This is a genomic window from Klebsiella oxytoca NBRC 105695 (genome assembly GCF_001598695.1).
Lineage (GTDB): Bacteria > Pseudomonadota > Gammaproteobacteria > Enterobacterales > Enterobacteriaceae > Klebsiella > Klebsiella oxytoca.
In genome coordinates, this window is sequence record NZ_BCZK01000012.1 from 59,270 (window position 1) to 82,357 (window position 23,088).

Annotated in this window: 23 protein-coding genes and 1 other annotated feature (1 of these 24 running past the window's edge); of the genes, 6 read left to right on the forward strand and 17 right to left on the reverse strand. The window is 55.4% G+C overall.

Features of this window, described 5'->3' with window-relative positions:
* Positions 1–95: a sequence feature (Thr leader region), on the reverse strand (it extends 23 nt beyond the left edge of the window).
* The 3 genes from thrL to yjjY all read right to left on the reverse strand — a co-directional run bounded on the left by thrL (position 34) and on the right by yjjY (position 1,540).
* Positions 34–102 carry a thr operon leader peptide gene (gene thrL, locus KO1_RS27490; RefSeq protein WP_004222578.1) on the reverse strand — a complete coding sequence of 23 codons (69 nt, stop codon included), beginning with the start codon at positions 100–102 and terminating at the stop codon, positions 34–36. It overlaps the preceding feature by 62 nt.
* Before the next feature lie 212 nt (positions 103–314).
* Positions 315–1,001 carry a tRNA/rRNA methyltransferase gene (locus KO1_RS19735; protein WP_064407091.1) on the reverse strand — a complete coding sequence of 229 codons (687 nt, stop codon included), beginning with the start codon at positions 999–1,001 and terminating at the stop codon, positions 315–317.
* Between the two features lie 398 nt (positions 1,002–1,399).
* Entirely contained in the window at positions 1,400–1,540 is a 141-nt protein-coding gene (gene yjjY / locus KO1_RS28295) for a YjjY family protein (protein ID WP_001541509.1), read from the reverse strand.
* Positions 1,541–1,635: 95 nt separating this feature from the next.
* Here yjjY and arcA point away from each other — a divergent pair, with 95 nt between their 5' ends.
* A complete protein-coding gene (gene arcA / locus KO1_RS19740; RefSeq protein WP_002887843.1) occupies positions 1,636–2,352 on the forward strand; it encodes a two-component system response regulator ArcA in 717 nt (238 codons plus the stop codon).
* Between the two features lie 53 nt (positions 2,353–2,405).
* Here arcA and creD read toward each other — a convergent pair whose 3' ends face one another.
* From creD to creA, 4 genes are read right to left on the reverse strand one after another with little or no spacing between them, the layout of a single operon-like run.
* Positions 2,406–3,764 carry a cell envelope integrity protein CreD gene (gene creD / locus KO1_RS19745; RefSeq protein WP_024273702.1) on the reverse strand — a complete coding sequence of 453 codons (1,359 nt, stop codon included), beginning with the start codon at positions 3,762–3,764 and terminating at the stop codon, positions 2,406–2,408.
* A 57-nt stretch (positions 3,765–3,821) separates the two neighbouring features.
* Entirely contained in the window at positions 3,822–5,246 is a 1,425-nt protein-coding gene (gene creC, locus KO1_RS19750; protein WP_024273701.1) for a two-component system sensor histidine kinase CreC, read from the reverse strand.
* On the reverse strand, positions 5,247–5,933 hold the full coding sequence (gene creB, locus KO1_RS19755) for a two-component system response regulator CreB (protein WP_004108429.1): 687 nt from the start codon (positions 5,931–5,933) through the stop codon (positions 5,247–5,249). It abuts the gene before it with no gap.
* Positions 5,934–5,945: 12 nt separating this feature from the next.
* Positions 5,946–6,419 (reverse strand): protein CreA, encoded by a 474-nt coding sequence (creA, locus tag KO1_RS19760; RefSeq protein WP_004110391.1) that lies wholly within the window; start codon positions 6,417–6,419, stop codon positions 5,946–5,948.
* A 209-nt stretch (positions 6,420–6,628) separates the two neighbouring features.
* On the opposite strand from creA, the gene robA reads away from it, so the two are divergent.
* A complete protein-coding gene (gene robA / locus KO1_RS19765; protein WP_004108433.1) occupies positions 6,629–7,498 on the forward strand; it encodes an MDR efflux pump AcrAB transcriptional activator RobA in 870 nt (289 codons plus the stop codon).
* On the opposite strand, the gene gpmB is transcribed toward robA, so the two are convergent.
* Positions 7,495–8,142, reverse strand: a complete 648-nt coding sequence (gpmB, locus tag KO1_RS19770; RefSeq protein WP_004108435.1) for a 2,3-diphosphoglycerate-dependent phosphoglycerate mutase GpmB — start codon at positions 8,140–8,142, stop codon at positions 7,495–7,497. The two genes, robA and gpmB, sit on opposite strands and share 4 nt — an antisense overlap.
* Positions 8,143–8,256: 114 nt before the next feature.
* Between gpmB and yjjX the strand changes: the two genes are divergently transcribed.
* Complete coding sequence (yjjX, locus tag KO1_RS19775) at positions 8,257–8,778, forward strand: inosine/xanthosine triphosphatase (RefSeq protein WP_004110389.1); 522 nt, start codon at positions 8,257–8,259, stop codon at positions 8,776–8,778.
* On the opposite strand, the gene trpR is transcribed toward yjjX, so the two are convergent.
* Both trpR and sltY read right to left on the reverse strand, forming a co-directional pair.
* Positions 8,759–9,091: a trp operon repressor gene (gene trpR / locus KO1_RS19780; RefSeq protein ID WP_004108439.1), complete on the reverse strand. Its 333-nt coding sequence runs from the start codon at positions 9,089–9,091 to the stop codon at positions 8,759–8,761. The genes yjjX and trpR overlap by 20 nt on opposite strands.
* A gap of 117 nt (positions 9,092–9,208) precedes the next feature.
* Entirely contained in the window at positions 9,209–11,146 is a 1,938-nt protein-coding gene (gene sltY, locus KO1_RS19785; RefSeq protein WP_004108446.1) for a murein transglycosylase, read from the reverse strand.
* Between the two features lie 223 nt (positions 11,147–11,369).
* Between sltY and ettA the strand changes: the two genes are divergently transcribed.
* The gene (ettA, locus tag KO1_RS19790; RefSeq protein WP_004108448.1) at positions 11,370–13,037 is read left to right on the forward strand and encodes an energy-dependent translational throttle protein EttA; all 1,668 of its coding nucleotides are present in this window, start codon (positions 11,370–11,372) and stop codon (positions 13,035–13,037) included.
* A 189-nt stretch (positions 13,038–13,226) separates the two neighbouring features.
* On the opposite strand, the gene nadR is transcribed toward ettA, so the two are convergent.
* From nadR to serB, 3 genes are read right to left on the reverse strand one after another with little or no spacing between them, the layout of a single operon-like run.
* On the reverse strand, positions 13,227–14,459 hold the full coding sequence (gene nadR / locus KO1_RS19795) for a multifunctional transcriptional regulator/nicotinamide-nucleotide adenylyltransferase/ribosylnicotinamide kinase NadR (protein ID WP_004108450.1): 1,233 nt from the start codon (positions 14,457–14,459) through the stop codon (positions 13,227–13,229).
* Between the two features lie 21 nt (positions 14,460–14,480).
* Positions 14,481–15,863 (reverse strand): DNA repair protein RadA, encoded by a 1,383-nt coding sequence (gene radA, locus KO1_RS19800; protein ID WP_004110386.1) that lies wholly within the window; start codon positions 15,861–15,863, stop codon positions 14,481–14,483.
* Positions 15,864–15,872: 9 nt separating this feature from the next.
* Positions 15,873–16,844 carry a phosphoserine phosphatase gene (gene serB / locus KO1_RS19805; protein WP_004108454.1) on the reverse strand — a complete coding sequence of 324 codons (972 nt, stop codon included), beginning with the start codon at positions 16,842–16,844 and terminating at the stop codon, positions 15,873–15,875.
* A gap of 104 nt (positions 16,845–16,948) precedes the next feature.
* Between serB and KO1_RS19810 the strand changes: the two genes are divergently transcribed.
* Both KO1_RS19810 and lplA read left to right on the forward strand, forming a co-directional pair.
* Complete coding sequence (locus tag KO1_RS19810) at positions 16,949–17,590, forward strand: YtjB family periplasmic protein (protein ID WP_004108456.1); 642 nt, start codon at positions 16,949–16,951, stop codon at positions 17,588–17,590.
* 10 nt (positions 17,591–17,600) lie between these two features.
* Entirely contained in the window at positions 17,601–18,617 is a 1,017-nt protein-coding gene (gene lplA / locus KO1_RS19815) for a lipoate--protein ligase (RefSeq protein WP_004110384.1), read from the forward strand.
* Positions 18,618–18,671: 54 nt separating this feature from the next.
* Here the strand turns inward: lplA and deoD are convergent, their stop codons facing one another.
* The 4 genes from deoD to deoC all read right to left on the reverse strand — a co-directional run bounded on the left by deoD (position 18,672) and on the right by deoC (position 22,944).
* Positions 18,672–19,394 carry a purine-nucleoside phosphorylase gene (gene deoD / locus KO1_RS19820; protein WP_004108460.1) on the reverse strand — a complete coding sequence of 241 codons (723 nt, stop codon included), beginning with the start codon at positions 19,392–19,394 and terminating at the stop codon, positions 18,672–18,674.
* Positions 19,395–19,487: 93 nt separating this feature from the next.
* Positions 19,488–20,711 (reverse strand): phosphopentomutase, encoded by a 1,224-nt coding sequence (deoB, locus tag KO1_RS19825; protein WP_004108462.1) that lies wholly within the window; start codon positions 20,709–20,711, stop codon positions 19,488–19,490.
* Positions 20,712–20,763: 52 nt separating this feature from the next.
* The gene (gene deoA / locus KO1_RS19830) at positions 20,764–22,086 is read right to left on the reverse strand and encodes a thymidine phosphorylase (RefSeq protein ID WP_004108464.1); all 1,323 of its coding nucleotides are present in this window, start codon (positions 22,084–22,086) and stop codon (positions 20,764–20,766) included.
* Between the two features lie 78 nt (positions 22,087–22,164).
* A complete protein-coding gene (gene deoC / locus KO1_RS19835) occupies positions 22,165–22,944 on the reverse strand; it encodes a deoxyribose-phosphate aldolase (protein WP_004098396.1) in 780 nt (259 codons plus the stop codon).
* Positions 22,945–23,088 lie beyond the last annotated feature (144 nt).

A 23,088-nucleotide genomic window follows, 5' to 3' on the forward strand; every position in this document is an offset into this window, starting at 1 on the left:
GGTGCGGGCTTTTTTCTGTGTTTCCTGTACGCGTCAGCCCGCACCGTTACCTGTGGTAATAGTGGTGGTGATAATCGTGGTGATCATGCCGATGCGATTCATGGATGTTGTGTACTCTGTAATTTTTATCTGTCTGTGTCCTGTGCCTATATTGGTTAAAGTATCTGCCGACGTAAGTCAATGAATTTCTACTTTTAGCCGGTTTTTATGCACCTGGCCAATACGCCACAACAACCTGATACTTCATCCGTATTTACGCATTTCTTCGTTGTTTTTTAGCACATAAAACTATGTGGAAACAACATGGCAGAGCTTTACTCTGGAAGGTTTTTTTCAATATCATGCAGTAAACGATGCAGCATGGCGGTGTCTCGCTGCTGCAGAAGACCTATTCGCTGCTGAAGCCAGTCGGTCAATTTTATATCGTCGCCTACGCCGAGGCGATTGAGCAGATCGAGCGTGCGCAGACGTAACGCCTGCAGCTGATTGTCATCGACGCCTGGGGCTACGGTCGTGGTTTTTTGCAGCAAAGAGGTCAGCTGGTAGCAATATACCATCACCGACTGCCCCAGATTCAGCGAAGGATAGTCTGCCGCCATCGGCACGCCGGTCAGCACATCGGCAAGCGCCAGCTCTTCATTGGTCAGACCGGAATCTTCACGGCCAAATACCAGCGCGGCATGATGCATCCACTGCGCTTTCTCTTCCAGTAGCGGTAAAAGCTGCTGCGGCGTCGCGTAGTAGTGAAAACGAGCCCGGCTGCGGGCCGTCGTGGCGACGGTAAAATCGACATCGTGCAGCGCCTGCTCCAGAGTGGCATAAGTCTGAATATTATCGAGAATATCGCCGGAGCCGTGCGCGACCCAGCGCGCGGCAGGCTGCAAATGAGCCTCGCTATCGACGATCCTCATATCTCTAAACCCCATAGTTTTCATTGCCCTGGCTGCCGCACCCACGTTTTCTGCCCGCGCCGGGGACACTAATACTATTGATAAACGCATTCGTTCTCTCTTTTGCTTTTCCAGGCGTGGAAATGACAATTCACCCCTTCATTTTACGCGCCGTAAATTTACAAATTTGCAACAAAAATCACTAAATTTGAGCTTTATCACCCATAAAAAAAACTAAACTATTCCCAAGGCACCATGACACAGAGTATGTTAACAGAACAGCTTTATCCGTATGTTTGGCAATGAGATTTATGCCCGAATACGTTTTGAAGCTTTGGATTCACCACGTTTATTATTTTCTCATTGCAACTAGTTGAGCAGGGTATGAATTGTGAGTATGAATCCGGTTTAGATGCAATGATTTCACATGACTGTTAACGTGCTACAATTGAACTTGATATATGTCAACGAAGCGTAGTTTTATTGGGTGTCATGCCTCACTTAGCCTGTTATGTTGCTGTTAAAATGGTTAGGATGACAGCCGTTTTTGACACCGTCGGGTCCAGAGGGAAAGTACCCACGACCAAGCTAATGATGTTGTTGACGTTGATGGAAAGTGCATCAAGAACGCAATTACGTACTTTAGTCATGTTACGCCGGGCATGTTAATTTGCGACATGCACCAGGCAGGTCAGGGACTTTGGTACTTCCTGTTTCGATTTAGTTGGCAATTTAGGTAGCAAACATGCAGACCCCGCACATTCTTATCGTTGAAGACGAGTTGGTAACACGCAACACGTTAAAAAGTATTTTCGAAGCAGAAGGTTATGATGTATTCGAAGCGACCGATGGCGCGGAAATGCATCAGATCCTGTCTGAAAATGATATCAACCTGGTGATCATGGATATCAACCTGCCAGGCAAAAATGGTCTCCTGTTAGCACGCGAGCTGCGTGAGCAGGCGGACGTCGCGCTGATGTTCCTCACCGGTCGCGATAACGAAGTGGATAAAATCCTTGGCCTCGAAATCGGCGCCGATGACTATATCACTAAACCGTTCAACCCGCGTGAACTGACGATCCGCGCTCGCAACCTCCTCTCCCGTACCATGAACCTGGGTACCGTGAGCGAAGAACGCCGCAGCGTAGAAAGCTATAAGTTCAACGGCTGGGAGCTGGATATCAATAGCCGTTCGCTGGTAAGCCCAAATGGTGAGCAGTATAAGCTGCCGCGCAGTGAATTCCGCGCCATGCTGCACTTCTGCGAAAATCCGGGCAAAATCCAGTCGCGTGCAGAACTGCTGAAGAAAATGACCGGCCGTGAGCTGAAGCCGCACGACCGTACCGTGGACGTGACCATCCGTCGCATTCGTAAGCATTTTGAGTCCACTCCGGACACCCCGGAAATTATCGCCACCATTCATGGCGAGGGGTACCGCTTCTGTGGCGACCTGCAGGAATAACTCCGTTTTTCTTGCTGTCATAACGTAAAAACGGCGCTATTCGCGCCGTTTTTTTATTTCCAGATCCTGAGCCTATCGTCATCATCGCCAACGCCTGGCTGATTATCTTTGGCTTTCGGCAGAGATAACGCGTACCAGTCAACATGGCGAGTCAGGAACATAAGCGCACTTAACGCCAGCAGCAGCACACCGGTACCCAGCAATAATGCGCTATCTTCCGAACGCAGCAGCAGCCACATAATGCCATCCAGCAGCAGTAGCGCACAGACGAACAGAAAGCTATTCCGCCACCCTTTCAGCACCGCCTGAAGATACACGCCATTGATGAGCGCGCCGATCAAACTGGCGGCAATCCATGATGACGTAAAGCCGATATGTTCGGACAGCGCCAGCAGCACCAGATAGAACATAACCAGCGACAGCCCCACCAGCATATACTGCATGGGGTGCATACGATAAAGGGTTAAACTTTCAAACACAAAGAACGCCATAAATGTCAGTGCTATCAATAGAATGGCATATTTTGTCGCCCTGTCGGTCAGCTGATATTGATCGGCAGGCGTGGTGACATTCACGTTGAATGCAGGTAGCTGACGCCACTCAATTTCCCGGTCATCGACAAAAAACCTGGCCATATTGTTGGCAAACCAGGTGCTTTGCCACTGTGCGCTATAGCCTGTTGGGCTAACCTCACGCTTGCCGGGTAAAAAATCGCCAAGGAATCCCGGATGCGGCCAGTTGCTGGTTAGCTGTAGCGTGCTGTTGCGCCCAAGCGGTACCACCGAGAAGCTGCCGCTACCATTCAGATTAAGTGTGAATTCAATATCCAGCGCTTTTTGTTCAGGTAACAACAGCGGCATTGGCATATGAATGCCCTCTCCGCTCTCGCCAGTGCCGGGCCCTGGCTCAACGGACAGCGTCTCGCCGTTGACCTCAGGAGCCTTAATCTCGCCAATCCCGCGCGCATCGCTAACGCTAACGACCAGAAATGGCCTCCCCAGCGTAATCGTACTTTTCCTGAGCGCCGTGATTCGTGCCGGGTCAAAATGCGCCTTGATGCTGAGATTATTGTGCCAGATTTGCCCTTCATAGATACCGACCCGCCGGGATTCAACGTCCTGATTACCGTTAACCGCCAGCGTCTCCGGCAGCCAGTAATGCACCCATTGATTCTGATATTCGACCGTTTTTTTGCCCTCAACCCGAGTCAACGTCTCGGTTACGGGAATGGCGATGAGCGGCCCGGCCAGCTTCTGCGCCCCGCTGGTGCTGCTCTCCAGAGCCTCAATGACGTCGCTACGATAATCCGCGCGTTCGTCGATCAGCTGTCTGACAATCATCAGCGGGATCGACAACAGTAAAATACATCCCAGCAGGGTGCTCATTTTCCAGAATAGTGGTGATTTCAACATAGCCCTCTCCTTAGTGATGCGCTCACCATAAAGAGGCTATGTGGGGAGAGTTTGAAGCTATGTGAAGTGAGCGTGAAGTCTCAGCAAAGCGCACGCCCCGCCTTCAGGGCGATTAATCAGCTGAATATCCCCCTGATGCAGGCGCGCAACCTCACGCACAAATGCCAGCCCCAGGCCGCTGCTTTTATGTCCATCGTCGCGCGGCAGTGAGTAGAAACGCTCAAAAATACGCCCCAGCGCATAGTCTGGAACACCGCTTCCCGTATCGCTTACGGTCAAGAGTACGCCGCCATCGTTTTCTTCCGCGCCAAGCAGGATCTCTCCTTCCACAGGAGTGAAATCGATAGCGTTATCAATGAGATTGCCCAACGCCTGCGCCAAAAGTTCGCGATCGCCCTCAACCGTCAGGGTTGTCTCCTGCCAGCGTAGCCTGAGGTTTTTCGCCGCCAGCGCGATCTCTCGCTCCTCGGCAAGGCGGCGAAAAAGCGCCGCTACAGAGACGGGACGCCTGGCGATCTCCAGCCGATTCTCCAGCCGGGCCTGCTGGAGTAAATTTTCTACTAGCGACTGCATACGCGCATTCTGCGCCAGGATATTACGGGTAAAACGCGCGGCGATATCAGGCGGAGGCGCTTCCTGGAGGATTTCTGCTGCGCCGCGAATCGCCGCCAGCGGGCTCTTCAGCTCATGGGTCAAGGCATACACGTAGTTTTCAATGGCGTTTTTTCCTTCCAGCTTAAGGCGCATACTCTCCAGCGCCTGCGCCAGCCTACGCAGTTCGCTGCCGCCGACATCCGGCAACGGAACCGGGCGGTCGGCGGTCACGGAGTCCGCGTAACGAACCAGCTTGCCGATGGAGAAATTAATCCACCACACCATCCCGGCGCCGATCAGTAGCGCGATACCCAGCAGCGCGCCTCCGGCCCACAGAATACGGCGCTCGCTGCGTTTGATTACCGGCGCCATGGCCAGATTGGGTTTTCCAACGCTCAGCACGCCAATGATCCGGCCATTGTCGCTCACCGGCGCGGCAATATACATCACCGAGCTGTCGTCGTCGTTCGGGTCGCTGCGGGTACTGCGCGCCCCATATTGACCGCGTAAAGTGAGCCAGACATCGTTCCAGCGCGAATAGTCCTGTCCCAGCGCTTTGCCCGCCGAATCAAACACCACTTTGCCCTGCGCGTCGGTCAGATAGATATGATATTCGTTACGCACTTTATTAATGCCGGCGATATTGGCGTTAATCGGTTGTCGATGAAGCGACTGGAAAGCCTGGGCCAGCCGCCCATGCTGGGGATCGGCGGAGAGTAAATCCTCGCGGGCCAACTCGGCAAGCAAGGTGGCCGTATCAATCAGCGTACCTTCCGTTGCCCGCCGCACCCCGGGCTTAATCTCCTGGACAAAGATGGAAAGCACAAACCAGGCCGCGATAGCGACAATCAAAAAATAGCCCAGCAGCAGCCGCATTCCGATGCGCATCTAACCTCCAAGGCTGTATCCCATGCCGCGATGCGTACTAATAGGGGAGATATTGGGGTTAACTTCTCGCAGCTTCGCGCGCAGCGTTTTGATATGGGTATCCACGGTGCGATCGAAGCTCTCGTTCGCGTCGCCCCAAACTTGCTCCATCAGCAGCTGGCGAGAAAAAATGCGGCCGGGAGAGTGAAGCAGCGTTTTTAATAATAAAAACTCATAGCGGGTCAGATTCAGGGGCTGTCCGCACCACGTAACCTGAGCCGCAGCGTCATGCAGAGTAAATTCCCCTACCCGTAGCAGCGGCGAAGGCGCGGCAAATTTTTGCAGCCGCCGCAGGACGGTGCGCACCCTGGCGCACACTTCACGAGGGGAAAAGGGCTTGGCGATATAATCATCGGCGCCGATTTCCAGGCCAAGCAGCTTATCCACCTCTTCGCTGCGGGCCGTCAGAAACAACACCGGCAACGCCGGATAGCGGGCCAGCAGACGACGGCATAGCTCAAAACCGCTGATATCCGGCAGCCCGACGTCGAGGATCGCCAGATCGGGTATTTGATGATGGGCGGCATCCAGAGCGGGTAGCCCGCGCTCAAACGCCGTAACGATAAATCCTTCCTGTTGCAGCATGTAGACAAGCGTATCGGCAATGCTGAGCTCATCTTCCACCAACCAGATCCGCGGTTGTTGCATCGGCGTTCCCTGTTATTTATTCCATGGCATAATCGGCACGGCGCTAAGCGCATTCTTCGGCGAGCCATCAACGATTTTATCTGAATAGGTCAGATAGACCAGCGCATTGCGTTTCGCATCATAAAAACGCACGACCTGCAGCTTTTTAAAAACCAGCGAGGTGCGTTTCTGGAATACCACATCGCCCTGCTTTTTCCCGTTTTTAATTTTATCCGTCAGCTCAATGGGCCCCACCTGCTGACAGGAAATTGCGGCATCAGAGGTATCTTCCGCCAGGCCTAACCCGCCTTTAATTCCGCCGGTTTTCGCGCGACTGATGTAGCACGTCACGTTCTGGACATCCGGATCGTCAAAGGCCTCCACGACGATTTTATGATCCGGACCAAGAAACTTAAATACCGTATCCACGGAGCCGATTTGCTCCGCCTGGGCCACCTGACAGCCGGCCAGTAAAAACATTCCTGCAACTAACTTCTTGTATTTCATATTGTTACCATTCTTAAAAATTTAGCTGAGTGATAATCACACATTATGAAGAAAAGTTTTATAGATCACAGCTTTACAAAATTACCACCGATACTTGTGGAATAATCGCATTTAAAAGCAAAAAAAACACTGAATGCTAAAACATCAAAAAATGCTATTATCCGCTACCTTTAGTATCAGGCACCTGAGTTTAAGGATGGGGATATTTTATGGATCAAGCAGGGATTATTCGCGATCTCCTTAGCTGGCTGGAAGGTCACCTGGATCAGCCACTCTCACTGGACAATGTGGCAGCGAAGGCAGGTTATTCCAAGTGGCATCTGCAAAGAATGTTCAAGGACGTCACCGGCCACGCCATCGGTGCCTATATTCGCGCCCGTCGCTTATCTAAGTCAGCGGTTGCCCTGCGCCTGACCGCACGTCCGATTCTCGATATCGCGCTGCAGTATCGTTTTGATTCGCAGCAGACGTTTACGCGTGCTTTCAAAAAGCAGTTTTCGCTGACGCCAGCCCTCTATCGACGCTCTCCAGACTGGAGTTCTTACGGTATGCGCCCTCCGCTGCGTCTGGGCGAGTTCACCATGCCGCAGTATGAATTCGTCACGCTGAACACCACTCAGCTGGTTGGCGTCACTCAGAGCTATACCTGTAAGCTGGAAGAGATCTCCGATTTCCGTAATCAGATGCGCGTTCAGTTCTGGCGTGAATTCCTCGCCAATACGCCGTCAATTCCCCCGACGCTGTACGGCCTGCACGAACCGCGCCCCAGCATGGATAAAGACGATGAGCAGGAGGTGTTCTACACCACCGCGCTGACGCCGGAGCTGGCTAACGGTCATCTGCACAACGCCCATCCGGTGACGCTGGAAGGCGGCGAGTACGTGATGTTTACCTACGAAGGATTGGGTACCGGGTTACAGGAATTTATTCTGACGGTTTACGGCACCTGCATGCCGATGCTCAACCTCACCCGCCGTAAAGGTCTGGATATCGAACGTTTCTTTCCGGAAGATGAAAGCCGGAATCAGGAACCGCCCATTCAGCTACGCTGCGAATACCTGATCCCGATTCGTCGTTAACGCTGTAGTTCATCCATCGCGGGGGCATCAAGATGCGAAACATCCCCCGCGGTTTCCACTACCCATCCTGACGCCAGCCAGGGGCTCTGCTGATAGTCAACGCGGGAAATGGAGCAGTTGCGCAGACGCAGACGTCGCTCCGCGTATGCCGGCAAACCAAGAATCGTACTCACCAGACATCCCAGCGCCATGCCGTGGCTCACCAACAGCGGCCGGCTGCCTGCGGGCAGTTCCAGGCAAGATGCCAGCGCCGCATGCATACGCTCGCTCAGCTCCTGCATCGATTCCCCCTGCGGGATACGCCCATCGGGCGTGCCGTTGACCAGCTGGCGACGCCAGCCCTCTTCTTCTTCGCTTAGCGAGTCAATATGGCGCTTTTCCAGCACGCCCATATCCAGCTCACGCAAGCGTGAATCGGTTATGACGCTGCATCCGCAGGCTTCAGCGATGATTTCTGCGGTACGCCGCGTCCGACCTAAGTCGCTGGCAATTATATGCGTAATCCCCAGCGTTCTGGCGCGCTCGCCTACCTGCCAGGCCTGACGCTCACCGTGGGCGGTAAGCGGACTGTCGGACTGGCCCTGAATACGTCGCTCGGCGTTCCACTGCGTTTCACCGTGGCGAACAAGGTATACCTGTAACATGCTTTATTATCCGTTATGAGCTCTTAACCCTCTCGCTTCAAGCATAGCCGCCTGCAACAAGAAGGGTTTGGAGTATACTGCGATGATGTTAAGTCATTCTGAGTTATTTTGATTATGCACCATGTTGTCTCAGCTACCACTAATCCCGCCAAAATTCAGGCAATTCTGCAGGCTTTCAACGAGATCTTCGGCGAAGGATCCTGCCACATTGAGTCCGTCTCCGTCGAGAGCGGCGTGCCGGAACAGCCTTTTGGTAGCGACGAAACGCGCGCTGGCGCACGAAATCGCGTGGCTAACGCGCGTCTTGCGCAGCCAAATGCGGACTTCTGGGTCGCCATTGAAGCCGGAATCGACGAGGGCAGCACTTTTAGCTGGGTGACCATCGATAACGGTAGCCTGCGCGGCGAAGCGCGCTCGGCAACCCTACCGCTGCCGCAGGTCATTCTTGAAAAAGTTCAGGCAGGGGAAGCGCTGGGTCCAGTGATGTCTCAGCATACCGGCATCGATGAAATTGGCCGTAAAGAGGGCGCAATCGGCGTATTTACGGCCGGAAAACTGACCCGCAGCAGCGTTTATCATCAGGCCGTCGTGCTGGCGCTAAGTCCGTTTCATAACGCTATTTATCGCCAGCGTTAAACAACGACTGCTCCAGCCATAAACGCAGCTCCGGCGGAGCTGACTTGAGGCTGTTCGAACCGCGGGTGATAGTCGCGATGCCGGCGCCGAGTTCATTTTTTAGCTCGCGCTGGCTCATCTCACCGCGCAGCAGCTCTTCAATAATACGTACCCGCGTACCCAGCGCCTCGCGCTCGTCGGGGGTCAGCATAAGCTGTAAAAGCGGCAGATGAAGATCGTCGGCGTACGCCTGCTGTAAGAGCGCGACAAAACGCAGCCACTCCTGATGACGCTGTTCGGCTACCGCTGCTGAATAGGGGGATTGTTGGGTCATGTTACGCCACCTGTCGGATGTACTCACTAACGAGTACAAAGCATAACATACTTCTGTCCGGACTCTACGGATTTCGGGCAACATCGCCTTTTGCTATGTTGCCCGAAAACGACAGCGCTAGTAGCGCAGCTTCCACTCCGCATCGCTCAGCAGAGCATCTTTCTGGCCCATAAAATAGCGATAGTAGGCATCATAGGACAAAACGTTTTTGACGTAACCGCGCGTTTCAGAGAACGGAATGCTCTCGACGAACGCCACCGCGTCAATACGGCCGCCGCTGTTGCCCCGCCACGTGCGCACCCGCCCTGGCCCGGCGTTATAGGCCGCTGAGGCGAAGATACGGTTATTGCCAAACTGCTGATAAACATACTGCAGATAGCTGGTACCAATGTTGATGTTCATTTCCGGATCCAGCAGCTGCGATGGACCGCTATAGCCAGGGATACTGAACATGCTCACCGTATGCGTCGCCGTACCCGGCATAATCTGCATCAGACCGCGGGCACCTACCGGTGAACCGGCTTTCGGGTTCCAGGCGCTCTCCTGACGCGCAATGGCCATCGCGTAGCTTTGCGGAATATCTTTCCCGCTGATGTAGCGTTTGAAAAGATCGTTATAGGCCAGCGGGAAACGCTCTTCCAGCTGATCCCACAGTTTCCCGGCGATCGTGGCCTGAACGCTGAGATCCCACCAGTTCTGATTAAACGCGTAACGCGCCAGCTGTGCCTGCTGATCTTTGGTCTTGCTGGTGACCAGATTGGCCCACTCGCTGCGGGCGGTATTGTCCATATTCCAGTACATGAGCTCGCGGACTCGCGCCATTTCCGGCCCGGAGGTCAGCGCCGGATCGAGATTAGCGGGAGCTTTATCAATACGGAAAGTGTACTCCTCGCCCAGGCGCTGGGCTGCGACCATCGGGTAGAAACCGCGCTGCTGCATCAGCGAGCGCAGAATATCTTTCGCTTCATCATCGCGCCCGCGCTCCAGCAGCAGATCGGCCTGCCAGTAGCGCCATTCATCCTTCTCTTTCGCTTCCATCGGCAAACGCGCCAGCCAGGTATTCAGGCCGCGACGATCGCCAAGACCAAGCGCCATACGTACCCGGCGCTCCACCAACGAAGTGGATTGGGAGCGCATGATAGCGTCGTCGCGCCAGATGGCCTGCTCTTCGGTCACGTCACTGCCCATCAGTCGCCAGGCGACGATGTCACGCAGCTCCTGGATTTGATCTTCATTAAGCTGCTGCGCCTGCGCTAATGAAGGGATCATCAGGCGCGCATTTTCCACGTCCTGCCGCGCAACGCTGGCAAAGGCGACCGCCGCCATCTGGCGGGTAAAATCCGTCGCGCCGGTTGTACGGGCAAAGGTCATAACGCTATTCGGATCGTTAGCCAGCGCGATAACCGCCGTCGCAATCGTTTGATAATCGGACGGCATCTGCTGGGCCAGAACCCTTACCAGGCTGGTATTTCCCGCCTTCATCGCCAGACGGATCCGTTCAAGATAGGCCAACGGATCCTGCTGACCTGAGGCCCGCCAGGCGCCAAATAGCCGATCGCAGGCGTTTGGCTGGCTTTTGCCGCTCAGCCACAGCGCTTTCGCCCCATCCCAGGCTTCCTGAGTCTGGCCAACGTTCCATTTCGCATAGTAGTAATTACACTGCGCTTCGGTGCCGGTCGGTTTCTCCGGGCTAAACGCCAGCAGGCCTCGCCAGTCGTCGCGACGCGCCAGTTCATTAACAAAGCGGGATTTCAGCGATCGTGCGGGAGGCAGCGTAGGGTTAGCGGCGATAAAATTGGTGACCACCAGCGCCGGTTGGTTCATCAGATCGTCGGTTATCTGACGATACTGGAGATAAGGATAAAGCGGATAGGTCGTCAGGGTGGGCATCAGCTGATTGACGACATCCATCTGTCGGTTGTCCCATGCCTGTTTAGTTTGAGCATAGCGGCTGCGCTGTTCATCCAGTGAATCCGCATGCGCCAGTTGGCTTAACGTCAGCAGACTTACGCCGGCGGCCAGAAGACGCCACGTCACAGTTTTGGCTTTTTCCACAAGCTCTTCCTCTATTCAGGTACATCACAGCAGCATCATGCCGCGGGCAAAAATTTCAGGTATTACGTAGATATGCTAATCAGACAACGCGAATCGCGCCACGTCCCGGACATTTTTTTACTCTTTTGTGAAACCCATCGCCTCGCTGGGATTAAAGCGCGAAAAAGGCTACACTTCGCCTTTGAAAACTATCTATCATTATAAATGAGAGGCGAAGTCCAACGTGGCTCAATTCGTTTATACCATGCATCGTGTCGGCAAAGTGGTTCCGCCGAAACGTCATATTCTGAAAAATATCTCCCTGAGCTTCTTCCCTGGCGCAAAAATCGGTGTTCTCGGTCTGAACGGCGCCGGTAAGTCTACCCTGCTACGCATCATGGCCGGCATTGATACCGATATCGAAGGCGAAGCTCGTCCGCAGCCTGGCCTGAAAATCGGCTATCTGCCGCAGGAGCCGCAGCTCAATCCAGAGCAGACCGTACGTGAGTCGGTTGAAGAGGCGGTGGCCGAAGTGGTCAATGCGCTGAAAGGTCTGGACGAGGTGTACGCGAAGTACGCTGAGCCGGATGCCGACTTCGACAAGCTCGCCGCTCAGCAGGGCAAGTTTGAAGAGATTATCCAGGCGCACGACGGCCATAACCTGAACGTGCAGCTGGAGCGCGCCGCAGATGCCCTGCGTCTGCCGGACTGGGACGCGAAAATCGCCAATCTCTCCGGGGGTGAACGCCGCCGCGTCGCGCTGTGCCGTCTGCTGCTCGAAAAGCCAGACATGCTGCTGCTCGACGAACCGACTAACCACCTGGATGCGGAATCCGTAGCGTGGCTGGAACGTTTCCTTCACGACTTCGAAGGTACCGTGGTGGCGATTACCCACGACCGTTACTTCCTCGACAACGTGGCCGGCTGGATCCTTGAGCTTGACCGCGGCGAAGGTATTCCGTGGGAAGGTAACTACTCCTCCTGGCTGGAGCAGAAAGACCAGCGTCTGGCGCAGGAAGCTTCTCAGGAAGCGGCGCGTCGTAAGTCAATCGAGAAAGAGCTGGAGTGGGTCCGTCAGGGCGCGAAGGGCCGTCAGTCTAAGGGTAAGGCCCGTCTGGCGCGCTTTGAAGAGCTTAACAACGTCGAGTATCAGAAACGTAACGAAACCAACGAACTGTTTATTCCGCCAGGCCCGCGTCTGGGGGATAAAGTTGTGGAAGTCAGCAATCTGCGTAAGTCCTACGGCGACCGCGTGCTGATTGACGATCTGAGCTTCTCAGTACCGAAGGGCGCTATCGTCGGCATCATCGGTCCTAACGGCGCGGGTAAATCGACCCTGTTCCGCATGATGTCCGGTCAGGAACAGCCTGACGCCGGTTCTATCACCCTGGGTGAAACCGTCAAGCTGGCCTCCGTCGATCAGTTCCGCGACGCTATGGACAACAGCAAAACCGTGTGGGAAGAAGTTTCCGGCGGGCTGGATATCATGAAGATCGGCAACACCGAGATGCCGAGCCGCGCCTACGTGGGCCGCTTTAACTTCAAAGGCGTTGACCAGGGCAAGCGCGTTGGCGAACTGTCCGGCGGTGAGCGCGGTCGTCTGCACCTGGCGAAGCTGCTGCAGGTTGGCGGTAACGTCCTGCTGCTCGATGAACCGACCAACGACCTGGATATCGAAACCCTGCGCGCGCTGGAAAACGCCCTGCTGGAGTTCCCGGGCTGCGCGATGGTTATCTCGCACGACCGCTGGTTCCTCGACCGCATCGCGACCCACATTCTGGACTACCAGGATGAAGGTAAGGTGGAGTTCTTCGAAGGTAACTTTACCGAATACGAAGAGTATAAGAAACGCACCCTCGGCGCCGATGCGCTGGAGCCGAAGCGTATCAAGTACAAACGTATTGCGAAATAAGAGCATAAGGGCAACGCAGGTTGCCCTTTTTAGTATTTGTCTCTCTCCCGCCGGGAGAGTGTTGTAGCCCGGCTCAGGCATTCATGCCGCCAGCCGGGAAACCAACCGCAATACCGCTTCAGCCATTTCCCCGGCTCACGCTGCGCTTAGCCGGGCCAGGGATTCATGCGGCATCAGGCCGCAGAAGGCCTATCCCTGCTCGCCCATCATCTCTTTCACCAGCTCAACGCAGCGCAGGAAGCGGGCGTCGTAATCAGCCTCTTTCACATGCACAAAATCTATCTCGTTCTCCCTGAGCAGCGACACCAGCAGCGACTGGAACTCTTTGCGGTCTACGGAGCTGCCAAGGCTTCGCAAGCCATCGGCTACCCACGGCGTGTTGTTTTCCAGCAGAATGACCAGGTCGAAGCGATACTCATCGATCAGCGCCTGAACAAAGGGATGTTCCCGCCCTTCATACTTCAAACAAAACGCCTGAGTACTGACAAAGTCAGTATCGATAAATGCCACTTTATTGGCATATTTTACTGCAAAATCAATATACTGCGCATGACCGAGAGCGATTTTGTCATAGTCGGAATATTGCAGCGCCATCTCATCGCCGCCGAGGTGCGAAAAGACGTAGTCGCGGCCATACTCCCAGGCGCTGGTGGTATTAAAGATATTGGAAAGCTTATTCACCAGCGTCGACTTCCCGCTCGACTCACCGCCGAGGATCGCCACCGTGCGTACGAAAAAGGGCTTCACTTCGGTAGGAATATATTCCCAATAGCGGAACGGATTCTCACGAATCTGTCCGCCGCTGATGTTCATAAAGGTGCGTTTAGGATCGATAAGAACGGTTTCAATCCCCAGATGATCCAGATACTGCGGCGCGTCGCCCTCTTCCGAGGTGTAGATCCAGTTAGGCTCAATGCCCTTCTCGCTCATAAAGGCGCGGATCCCGCGGCTCCAGACGTCCCAGCCGTGCGGATAAGGCTCCATTCCCTCTTCATTGAAGGCGTGGATGCGGATATTTTTTTGATATTTGAACGTTTGCAGCAGCCAGCGCAGGCGGTCAGGCACGGTCGGCTGCTGCGACATCGCGCTCTTTTCAAACAGCTCGCGATCGCGGGGATCGTCGTAGCCCATAATGATATGCAGCTCATCGACCTGGCTACAGGCGCGCTGAATCAAGTAGATGTGCCCGGTGTGCAGCGGGTAAAACTTACCAAATACCACGCCAACGCTTTTTTGCCGACGCGGAAACTCAAGCCCGAGAAACCGGTGCAGCGCTTCCAGCTTTTGCGCGCTGGGGCTTTTAATTTTGGCGTTCAGCAGCTGGCTCAGGTAGCCTTTTGTCATTCCGCTGGCGTCCGCCACCTGCTGTAGCGTACAGCCCTTCTGCTTTATGGCGCTTTTTAAATAGTCAAATGACGACATGGCGAGTCTCCTTTTAACTTATTATAAGTCGTCAAAGACGCTTAGCGCGTCCGCAAGCTTTTTCACGCCAAAGATTTGCATCCCTTCCGGCACTTTTTTCGGCACATTCGCGGCCGGCACAATCGCCCGACGAAAACCATGCTTAGCCGCTTCGGAAATACGCTCCTGGCCGCTCGGCACCGGGCGAATTTCGCCCGCCAGACCCACTTCGCCGAAAACCACCAGGTCCTGCGGCAGAGGACGGTCGCGCAGGCTGGAAACCATCGCCAGCAGCAGCGCCAGGTCGGCGCTGGTTTCGGTGACCTTCACACCGCCAACCACGTTGACGAACACGTCCTGGTCAGCCATCTGCAGACCACCGTGACGATGCAGTACCGCCAGCAGGATCGCCAGACGGTTCTGCTCCAGCCCCACCGCCACGCGGCGCGGGTTGGACATCATTGAGTGATCGACCAGCGCCTGGATCTCCACCAGCAGCGGTCGGGTACCTTCCCAGACCACCATTACCGAACTGCCCGAAGTCACTTCGTCACCGCGGCTCAGGAAGATAGCCGAGGGGTTGCTCACTTCACGTAGCCCCTGCTCGGTCATAGCGAATACGCCCAGCTCGTTGACTGCGCCGAAGCGGTTTTTATGGCTGCGCAAGGTGCGAAAACGAGAATCGGCGTCGCCGTCGAGCAGCACGGAGCAGTCAATACAGTGCTCCAGCACTTTCGGCCCGGCCAGCGAGCCGTCTTTGGTCACGTGGCCGACCATGACGATCGCCACGCCGCGCGTCTTGGCAAAGCGCGTTAAATAGGCCGCCGTTTCGCGCACCTGAGCCACGCTGCCCGGCGATGACTGCACGTCGGCCATATGCATCACCTGGATGGAGTCGATAACCATCAGCTGCGGCTTTTCTTCGTCGGCAATCTGGCAAATCTGCTCAATGCTGGTTTCTGACAGCATATTCAGGTTGGCGGTGGGCAGACCTAAGCGGTGAGCGCGCATCGCCACCTGCTGAAGCGACTCTTCCCCGGTGACGTAGAGCGTTTTCATGCCTTCGGAGAGCTTACACAGGGTTTGCAGCAGCAGCGTCGACTTGCCCGCGCCAGGGTTACCGCCGATCAGAATCGCGCTTCCCGGCACCACGCCGCCGCCGAGCACGCGGTCAAATTCTTTAAATCCGGTCGAAAAGCGCGGCAGCGCTTCGAGGCTGATATCGGAGAGCTTTTGCACCTTCGATACGCCGGCATTACCGGCGTAACCTGACAGGCGTTCGTTTCTTGCCACCTGCGGCGAAGCGGCAATGCGCATCTCGGTTATGGTATTCCAGGCATGACAGGCGCTGCACTGCCCCTGCCAGCGCGGATAATCCGCACCGCATTCATTACAGACAAATGCGCGTTTTGGAGCTTTCGCCACGTTAACCTCTTACTTTTGATTCATGCTGCCGGAGAGAATACAGAATACCCCCATCAGGTCAGCGTGGCGGATTGTCACTTCCGCCAGTTCATTCACTTTGGGCTTAGCATGATAGGCGATGCCGAGTCCTGCCGCTTTAATCATCGGCAGATCGTTTGCGCCATCGCCAATAGCGACGGTTTGCGCCGGCGGGATTTCATACTTTTCCGCCAGTTTACGCAGCGTACTGGCTTTATATTTCGCATCGACGATATCGCCGATGACGTTGCCGGTCAGCTTACCGTCCATGATCTCCAGTTCGTTGGCGAACACCGCGTCGAGATGCAGCTTGTCGCGCAAATACTCGGCAAAGAAGGTGAAGCCGCCGGAGGCGATCGCCACCTTCCAGCCGAGCGTTTCCAGCTTCAGCACCAGCTGGGTCAGCCCCGGCATCAGCGGCAGCGTTTCACGCACCTGCAGAAGAATATTGGCATCGGCATCTTTCAGCGTCGCTACCCGCTGACGCAGGCTGGCGGTGAAATCAAGTTCGCCGCGCATCGCGCGCTCGGTCACTTCAGAGACCAGCTCGCCGGTACCAGCCAGTTTGGCGATTTCATCAATGCACTCGATCTGAATCGCCGTCGAGTCCATATCCATAACCAGCAGGCCCGGCGTGCGTAAATGCGGGATTTTCCCCAGCGGCGCGACGTCAAACCCGGCCTCATGGGCCAGACGGGTCGCTCGTAGCGTTAACGAACCAGCCAGACGAATCACCTGATAGTCGTCAACCGCCCAGGAGGCAACAATTACCAGGGCCGCCCCCAGCTCCCGTTGCCATTCGGTCAGACGACGCTTGTTGAGACCGCGACCATACAGCAGCCAGCCGCTACGTCCGGCATGATAATCCAACGGCATAACCTCATCACCGCTCAGGGAAAGCGGCAATCCAGGCCACTGGGAAACATCTTCAGGCAGGTCGCACCAGGTCAAACTGTTTGGCATCACGGCTCCACATAACTTCATTCAGGCGAGGAAAATAACGCATGAGGCTACCTTGTAACCAGCGCTTCTGGCAACATTAAGCTGCAAATTTTCAAAGGTGGAATATGGTACGCGCAAAACTTAAATTCCGGCTGCATCGCGCGGTGATAGTTCTGATCTGTCTCGCACTCCTCGTCGCCCTTATGCAGGGCGCTTCGTGGTTTAGCCAGAACAGTCAGAAGCAGCGCAATCCGCAGCTGGAAGAACTGGCCCGCACGCTCGCCCAGCAGGTCACGCTGAACCTGGCGCCGCTGATGCACAGCGAAACGCCCGACGAAAAGCGAATTAGCCAGCTGCTGGACCAGCTTACCCATAAAAGCCGGATCCTCGACGCCGGCGTGTATGACGAACAGGGTGACCTGGTGGCGCGTTCCGGCGAAAGCGTCGAGGTACGCGATCGGCTGGCGCTGGACGGGAAAAAAGCGGGCGGCTACTTCAACCAGCAAATCGTTGAGCCTGTTCAGGGTAAAAATGGGCCGCTCGGCTACCTGCGCCTGACGCTGGATACCCACACGTTAGCCACCGAAGCGCAGCAGGTCGATAATACCACCAATATCCTGCGTCTGATGCTGCTGCTATCTCTGGCCATCGGCGTCGTCCTGACGCGCACCCTGCTGCAGGGAAAACGTACCCGCTGGCAGCAATCGCCTTTCCTGCTCACCGCCAATAAGCCGGTGCAGGATGAAGATAAAGATGAATCAGAATAAGGAAATCGCTATGCCCACGCTGCGCCTGCTGCTCTCTGACTCTTACGACCCTTGGTTCAATCTGGCGGTTGAGGAGTCCATTTTTCGCCAGATGCCCGCAACTCAACGGGTGCTGTTTCTGTGGCGCAACGCCGATACGGTGGTCATTGGCCGCGCACAAAACCCGTGGAAAGAGTGCAACACCCGACGTATGGAAGAAGACAACGTGCGCCTGGCGCGTCGCAGCAGCGGCGGCGGCGCGGTATTCCACGATCTGGGCAATACCTGCTTTACCTTTATGGCCGGAAAGCCAGAGTACGATAAAACCGTTTCCACGAATATCGTCCTGACGGCGCTGAATTCGCTGGGCGTCACGGCGGAAGCCTCAGGCCGTAACGATCTGGTCGTAAAAACCGCTGAAGGCGACCGAAAAGTCTCCGGCTCCGCCTATCGCGAAACGATGGATCGCGGCTTTCATCACGGAACGCTGCTGCTGAACGCCGATTTAAGCCGTCTGGCCAACTACCTCAATCCCGATAAGAAAAAGCTGCAGGCTAAAGGCATTACCTCCGTACGCGGGCGCGTAGCCAATCTGGTCGAGCTGCTACCGGGCATTACCCATCAGCAGGTCTGCGAGGCTATACAGGAGGCGTTTTTCGCCCATTACGGCGAACGCGTCACTGCAGAAGTGATCTCCCCGGAGAAAATGCCGGACCTGCCGAATTTTGCCGCGACCTTTGCTCGCCAGAGCAGCTGGGAGTGGAACTTTGGCCAGGCACCGGCTTTCAGCCATCTGCTGGACGAACGTTTTACCTGGGGCGGCGTAGAGCTCCATTTCGACGTCGAAAAAGGCCATATCACGCGCACTCAGGTCTTTACCGACAGCCTTAACCCGGCACCGCTGGAAGCGCTTGCCGCCCGACTGCAGGGCTGCCTGTACCGCGCGGATATGCTGCAGCAGGAGTGCGAGGCTTTATTCGTTGATTTCCCGGAGCAGGAGAAAGAGCTGCGTGAGCTGTCGGCGTGGATTGCCGGCGCGGTACGCTAACGTGCGGTCAGATCACGTCGCCCCTCTCCCATAGGGAGAGGGAGGAAGAGATGATTACTCTTTATCGCCCAGCAGAACGGATTCCAGCGCGATTTTGATCATATCGTTGAAGGTCGTCTGGCGTTCAGCAGCCGTGGTCTGCTCGTGGGTACGGATGTGGTCAGATACGGTGCAGATGGTCAGCGCTTTCGCACCGAATTCCGCCGCGACGCCGTAGATCCCGGCCGCTTCCATTTCCACGCCCAGAATGCCGTATTTTTCCATTACGTCGAACATCTCACCGCCGTCCGGCGCATAAAACAGATCAGCAGAGAAGATGTTGCCCACGCGAGCGTCAACGCCCAGCGCTTTTGCCGCGTCAACCGCGTTACGCACCATGCCAAAGTCGGCAATCGCCGCAAAGTCGTGGTCTTTGAAACGCATACGGTTAACTTTAGAGTCGGTGCAGGCGCCCATGCCGATAACCACGTCGCGCAGTTTAACGTCCATACGCACCGCGCCGCAGGAGCCTACGCGAATGATTTTTTTGACGCCGAAGTCGGTGATCAGCTCTTTCGCATAAATGGAGCAGGAGGGGATACCCATACCGTGACCCATAACGGAAATTTTGCGGCCTTTATAGGTACCGGTGAAGCCCAGCATACCGCGGACGTTGTTTACTTCACGGATATCTTCAAGGAAAGTTTCGGCAATGTGCTTCGCGCGCAGCGGGTCGCCAGGCATCAGCACAACGTCAGCGAAATCGCCCATTTCTGCGTTAATGTGTGGAGTAGCCATCGTTAAATCCTTCTGAATGTTATACCTGATGGCGGCTACGCCTAATCAGGCTGACAAAAAAGGCCCGGTGAGCGTGACTCACCGGGCAAAAAATCACAGCATGTTTTTGCCGTATTCCATCGGAGACGTACCGAAGTACGTTGCCAGAGTCTGGCCGATATCGGCGAAGGTTTCGCGGTGACCCAGCGAACCCGGCTTCACTTTCGGGCCATAAATCAGTACCGGAATATGTTCGCGGGTATGGTCAGTACCGGTCCAGGTCGGGTCGCAGCCGTGGTCAGCGGTCAGGATCAGAATGTCATCTTCCCCTACCAGTTCCATCAGCTCCGGCAGACGGCGATCGAACAGCTCCAGGCCCGCAGCATAGCCAGCAACATCGCGGCGATGGCCCCAGGAAGAGTCGAAGTCCACGAAGTTGGTGAAGACGATGGTTTCGTCCCCCGCTTCTTTCATCTCTTTAATGGTGGCGTCAAACAGCGCATCCAGGCCGGTCGCCTTCACTTTTTTGGTAATGCCGCAGTTGGCATAGATGTCGGCGATTTTACCGACCGAAACCACCTGCCCTTTTTTCTCGTCAACCAGCTTCTGTAGCACCGTCGGTGCCGGCGGCTCAACGGCCAGATCGTGGCGGTTACCGGTGCGCTGGAAGTGACCGGCTTTGTCGCCGATAAACGGACGCGCAATAACGCGGCCGATGTTGTAGCCGCCTTCGGTCAGCTCTTCACGCGCGATTTCGCACAGTTCGTACAGCTTATCGAGACCAAAGGTCTCTTCATGGCAGGCAATCTGGAACACCGAGTCAGCAGAGGTATAGAAAATCGGCTTGCCGGTTTTCATATGCTCTTCGCCCAGTTGATCGAGGATAACGGTACCGGAAGAGTGGCAGTTGCCGAGGTAGCCCGGCAGATTTGCGCGCTTAACCAGTTTATCAAGCAGCTCCTGCGGGAAGCTGTTTTCATGCTCAGGGAAGTAGCCCCAGTCAAACAGAACCGGCACGCCGGCGATTTCCCAGTGGCCTGACGGGGTGTCTTTGCCGGAAGAGAGCTCATGCGCCCATGCGTAAGCGCCGATAACTTCCGCATTGCCGTCCATACCGGCTGCAACTTTACCGGTAGAACCTTCATGGGCCTTAACCAGCCCCAGGCGGGTCAGATTAGGCAAATTGAGCGGACCTTTACGGCCGTTGTCAGCCTCGCCTTTGGCACAAGCTTCTGCAATATGGCCCATGGTGTCTGAACCGACGTCGCCAAAGCGTTCAGCGTCTTCAGTCGCACCGATGCCGAATGAGTCCAGCACCATAATAAATGCACGTTTCATATTATTCTCCGTACCTTTTGCGCTGCAAAAAAGCGATCAGATCAGTATATAACTATTCGGTGATACGACGATAGACTGTCGGCGTAATTTCAGGCGCTTTATCGTCAAGTTTTATGGCCGCTTTCACTGCTTTGGCCGCTTCCTGCCAGCTGTTCTCATCTTTCGCATGGATAACCGCCAGCGGCTGCTGCGTATCAATGCGCGCGCCGAGGGGAACCATGTCGGTGAAGCCGACGCTGTAATCAATTAGATCTGCAGCCTGACGGCGACCGCCGCCCATAGAGACCACCGCCATGCCCAGAGCGCGAGTGTCCATTTCGGCAACAAATCCTTCGCCTTCGGCGTAGACCGCTTTGCTTAGCATCGCGCCCGGCAGGTATTTATCGTAGTTTTCCACGAAATCGCCAGGGCCTTTTTGCGCCGCCACCATCCGGCCAAAGACTTCTGCGGCTTTACCGTTATCCAGCACCGCCTGAAGCTTAGCCCGCGCATCGGCATCGTTCTCCGCCAGCTTGCCGGAAATCAGCATCTCAACGCAGAGCGCCATCGTCACCTCAAGCAACCGCGGATTGCGGTACTCGCCGGTGAGGAACTGCACGGCTTCCCGCACTTCCACCGCATTACCAGCGCTGGAAGCCAGCACCTGGTTCATATCGGTCAACAGGGCTGTCGTCCGCACGCCGGCGCCGTTAGCAACGCCGACGATCGCTTCGGCCAGCGCGGCGGAAAGCTCATAAGTAGGCATAAAGGCGCCGCTGCCGACTTTGACATCCATCACCAGCGCGTCCAGCCCTTCCGCCAGCTTCTTGGCGAGAATCGAGGCGGTGATCAGCGGGATAGAGTCCACCGTCGCGGTGATATCACGCGTGGCGTAAAAACGTTTGTCCGCCGGTGCCAGAGAGCTGGTCTGCCCGATAATCGCGACGCCGACATCTTTAATGATTTCACGGAAGCGGCTATCGTCCGGGAAGATATCGAAACCGGGGATCGCTTCCAGCTTGTCCAGCGTACCGCCGGTATGACCGAGTCCGCGCCCGGAGATCATCGGTACATAGCCGCCGCAGGCAGCGACCATCGGCCCCAGCATCAGGGAAGTCACATCGCCTACGCCGCCGGTAGAGTGTTTATCGACAATCGGGCCGTTAAGATTAAGGCTCTTCCAGTCGAGGACGGTTCCTGAATCCCGCATCGCCATGGTCAGCGAAACGCGTTCCGGCATAGACATATCGTGGAAAAAAATGGTCATCGCCAGCGCGGCGATCTGCCCTTCAGAGATGGTGTTATCGCGGATACCGTTAATGAAAAAACGAATTTCTTCATCGCTCAGCGCATGACCATCACGTTTTTTACGAATAATTTCTTGTGCGAGAAACAAGATTACCTCCCGAGGAAAGAGTCAAAGACCAACCTCAGGCCGGACGACATCCGGCCTTAAGGTCAGACAAATTACGTATTAGTAGCTGCTGGCGCTCTTACCATCGCCGTGACCCAACGCTTTCAGCAGGCTTGCCAGCAGGCTGGAAGCGCCGAAGCGATAGTGGCGAGAATCGGCCCAGTCGGCCCCGAACAGCTCATCAGCAATGGCGAGGAACTTTTGCGCGTCTTCCGCGCTGCGCACGCCGCCTGCCGGTTTGAAGCCAACGCTCTGCTGAACACCCATATCGCGGATGACTTCCAGCATAATGCGCGCGCTTTCCGGGGTCGCATTCACCGGAACTTTACCGGTCGACGTTTTGATAAAATCAGCGCCGGCTTTGATGGAAATTTCAGACGCTTTACGAATCAGCGCTTCTTCTTTCAGCTCGCCGGTTTCGATAATGACTTTCAGCAGCACGTTTGCTGCCGCGCAGGCTTCTTTACAGGCTTTGACCAGGTCAAAACCCACCTGTTCGTTGCCCGCAATCAGCGCGCGATAAGGGAACACGACGTCGACTTCATCCGCGCCGTAGGCAATCGCCGCGCGGGTTTCCGCCAGCGCAATATCGATATCATCGTTACCGTGCGGGAAGTTGGTCACCGTCGCAATGCGGATATCCGGGGTTCCCTGTTCGTTCAGCGTTTTGCGCGCGATCGGGATAAAGCGCGGGTAGATACACACTGCGGCGGTATTCCCTACCGGTGTTTTGGCCTGATGACACAACGCGATCACTTTCTCATTAGTGTCGTCATCATTCAGGGTGGTAAGGTCCATCAGTTTCAACGCGCGCAGGCTGCTTGCAGTTAAATCAGTCATTTCATACTCCGACGGCGTATTGCCGGTTAAAAGTTTGTTCACCTTGCGAGTCTGTTACTATTGTAACATTGCCTCGCCGCCACACTTCGATATACATCACAGTTAATGAAAACTAATTGCCAATTTGCATTGCTGTGACGTGAT

Coding starts and splice junctions, on each gene's coding strand:
- KO1_RS19735 (WP_064407091.1), bottom strand. CDS start 1,001: ATGCGTTTATCAATAGTATTAGTGTCCCCGGCGCGGGCAGAAAACGTG.
- yjjY (WP_001541509.1), bottom strand. CDS start 1,540: ATGACTAAAGTACGTAATTGCGTTCTTGATGCACTTTCCATCAACGTC.
- arcA (WP_002887843.1), top strand. CDS start 1,636: ATGCAGACCCCGCACATTCTTATCGTTGAAGACGAGTTGGTAACACGC.
- creD (WP_024273702.1), bottom strand. CDS start 3,764: ATGTTGAAATCACCACTATTCTGGAAAATGAGCACCCTGCTGGGATGT.
- creC (WP_024273701.1), bottom strand. CDS start 5,246: ATGCGCATCGGAATGCGGCTGCTGCTGGGCTATTTTTTGATTGTCGCT.
- creB (WP_004108429.1), bottom strand. CDS start 5,933: ATGCAACAACCGCGGATCTGGTTGGTGGAAGATGAGCTCAGCATTGCC.
- creA (WP_004110391.1), bottom strand. CDS start 6,419: ATGAAATACAAGAAGTTAGTTGCAGGAATGTTTTTACTGGCCGGCTGT.
- robA (WP_004108433.1), top strand. CDS start 6,629: ATGGATCAAGCAGGGATTATTCGCGATCTCCTTAGCTGGCTGGAAGGT.
- gpmB (WP_004108435.1), bottom strand. CDS start 8,142: ATGTTACAGGTATACCTTGTTCGCCACGGTGAAACGCAGTGGAACGCC.
- yjjX (WP_004110389.1), top strand. CDS start 8,257: ATGCACCATGTTGTCTCAGCTACCACTAATCCCGCCAAAATTCAGGCA.
- trpR (WP_004108439.1), bottom strand. CDS start 9,091: ATGACCCAACAATCCCCCTATTCAGCAGCGGTAGCCGAACAGCGTCAT.
- nadR (WP_004108450.1), bottom strand. CDS start 14,459: ATGTCGTCATTTGACTATTTAAAAAGCGCCATAAAGCAGAAGGGCTGT.
- serB (WP_004108454.1), bottom strand. CDS start 16,844: ATGCCAAACAGTTTGACCTGGTGCGACCTGCCTGAAGATGTTTCCCAG.
- KO1_RS19810 (WP_004108456.1), top strand. CDS start 16,949: ATGGTACGCGCAAAACTTAAATTCCGGCTGCATCGCGCGGTGATAGTT.
- lplA (WP_004110384.1), top strand. CDS start 17,601: ATGCCCACGCTGCGCCTGCTGCTCTCTGACTCTTACGACCCTTGGTTC.
- deoD (WP_004108460.1), bottom strand. CDS start 19,394: ATGGCTACTCCACACATTAACGCAGAAATGGGCGATTTCGCTGACGTT.
- deoB (WP_004108462.1), bottom strand. CDS start 20,711: ATGAAACGTGCATTTATTATGGTGCTGGACTCATTCGGCATCGGTGCG.
- deoC (WP_004098396.1), bottom strand. CDS start 22,944: ATGACTGATTTAACTGCAAGCAGCCTGCGCGCGTTGAAACTGATGGAC.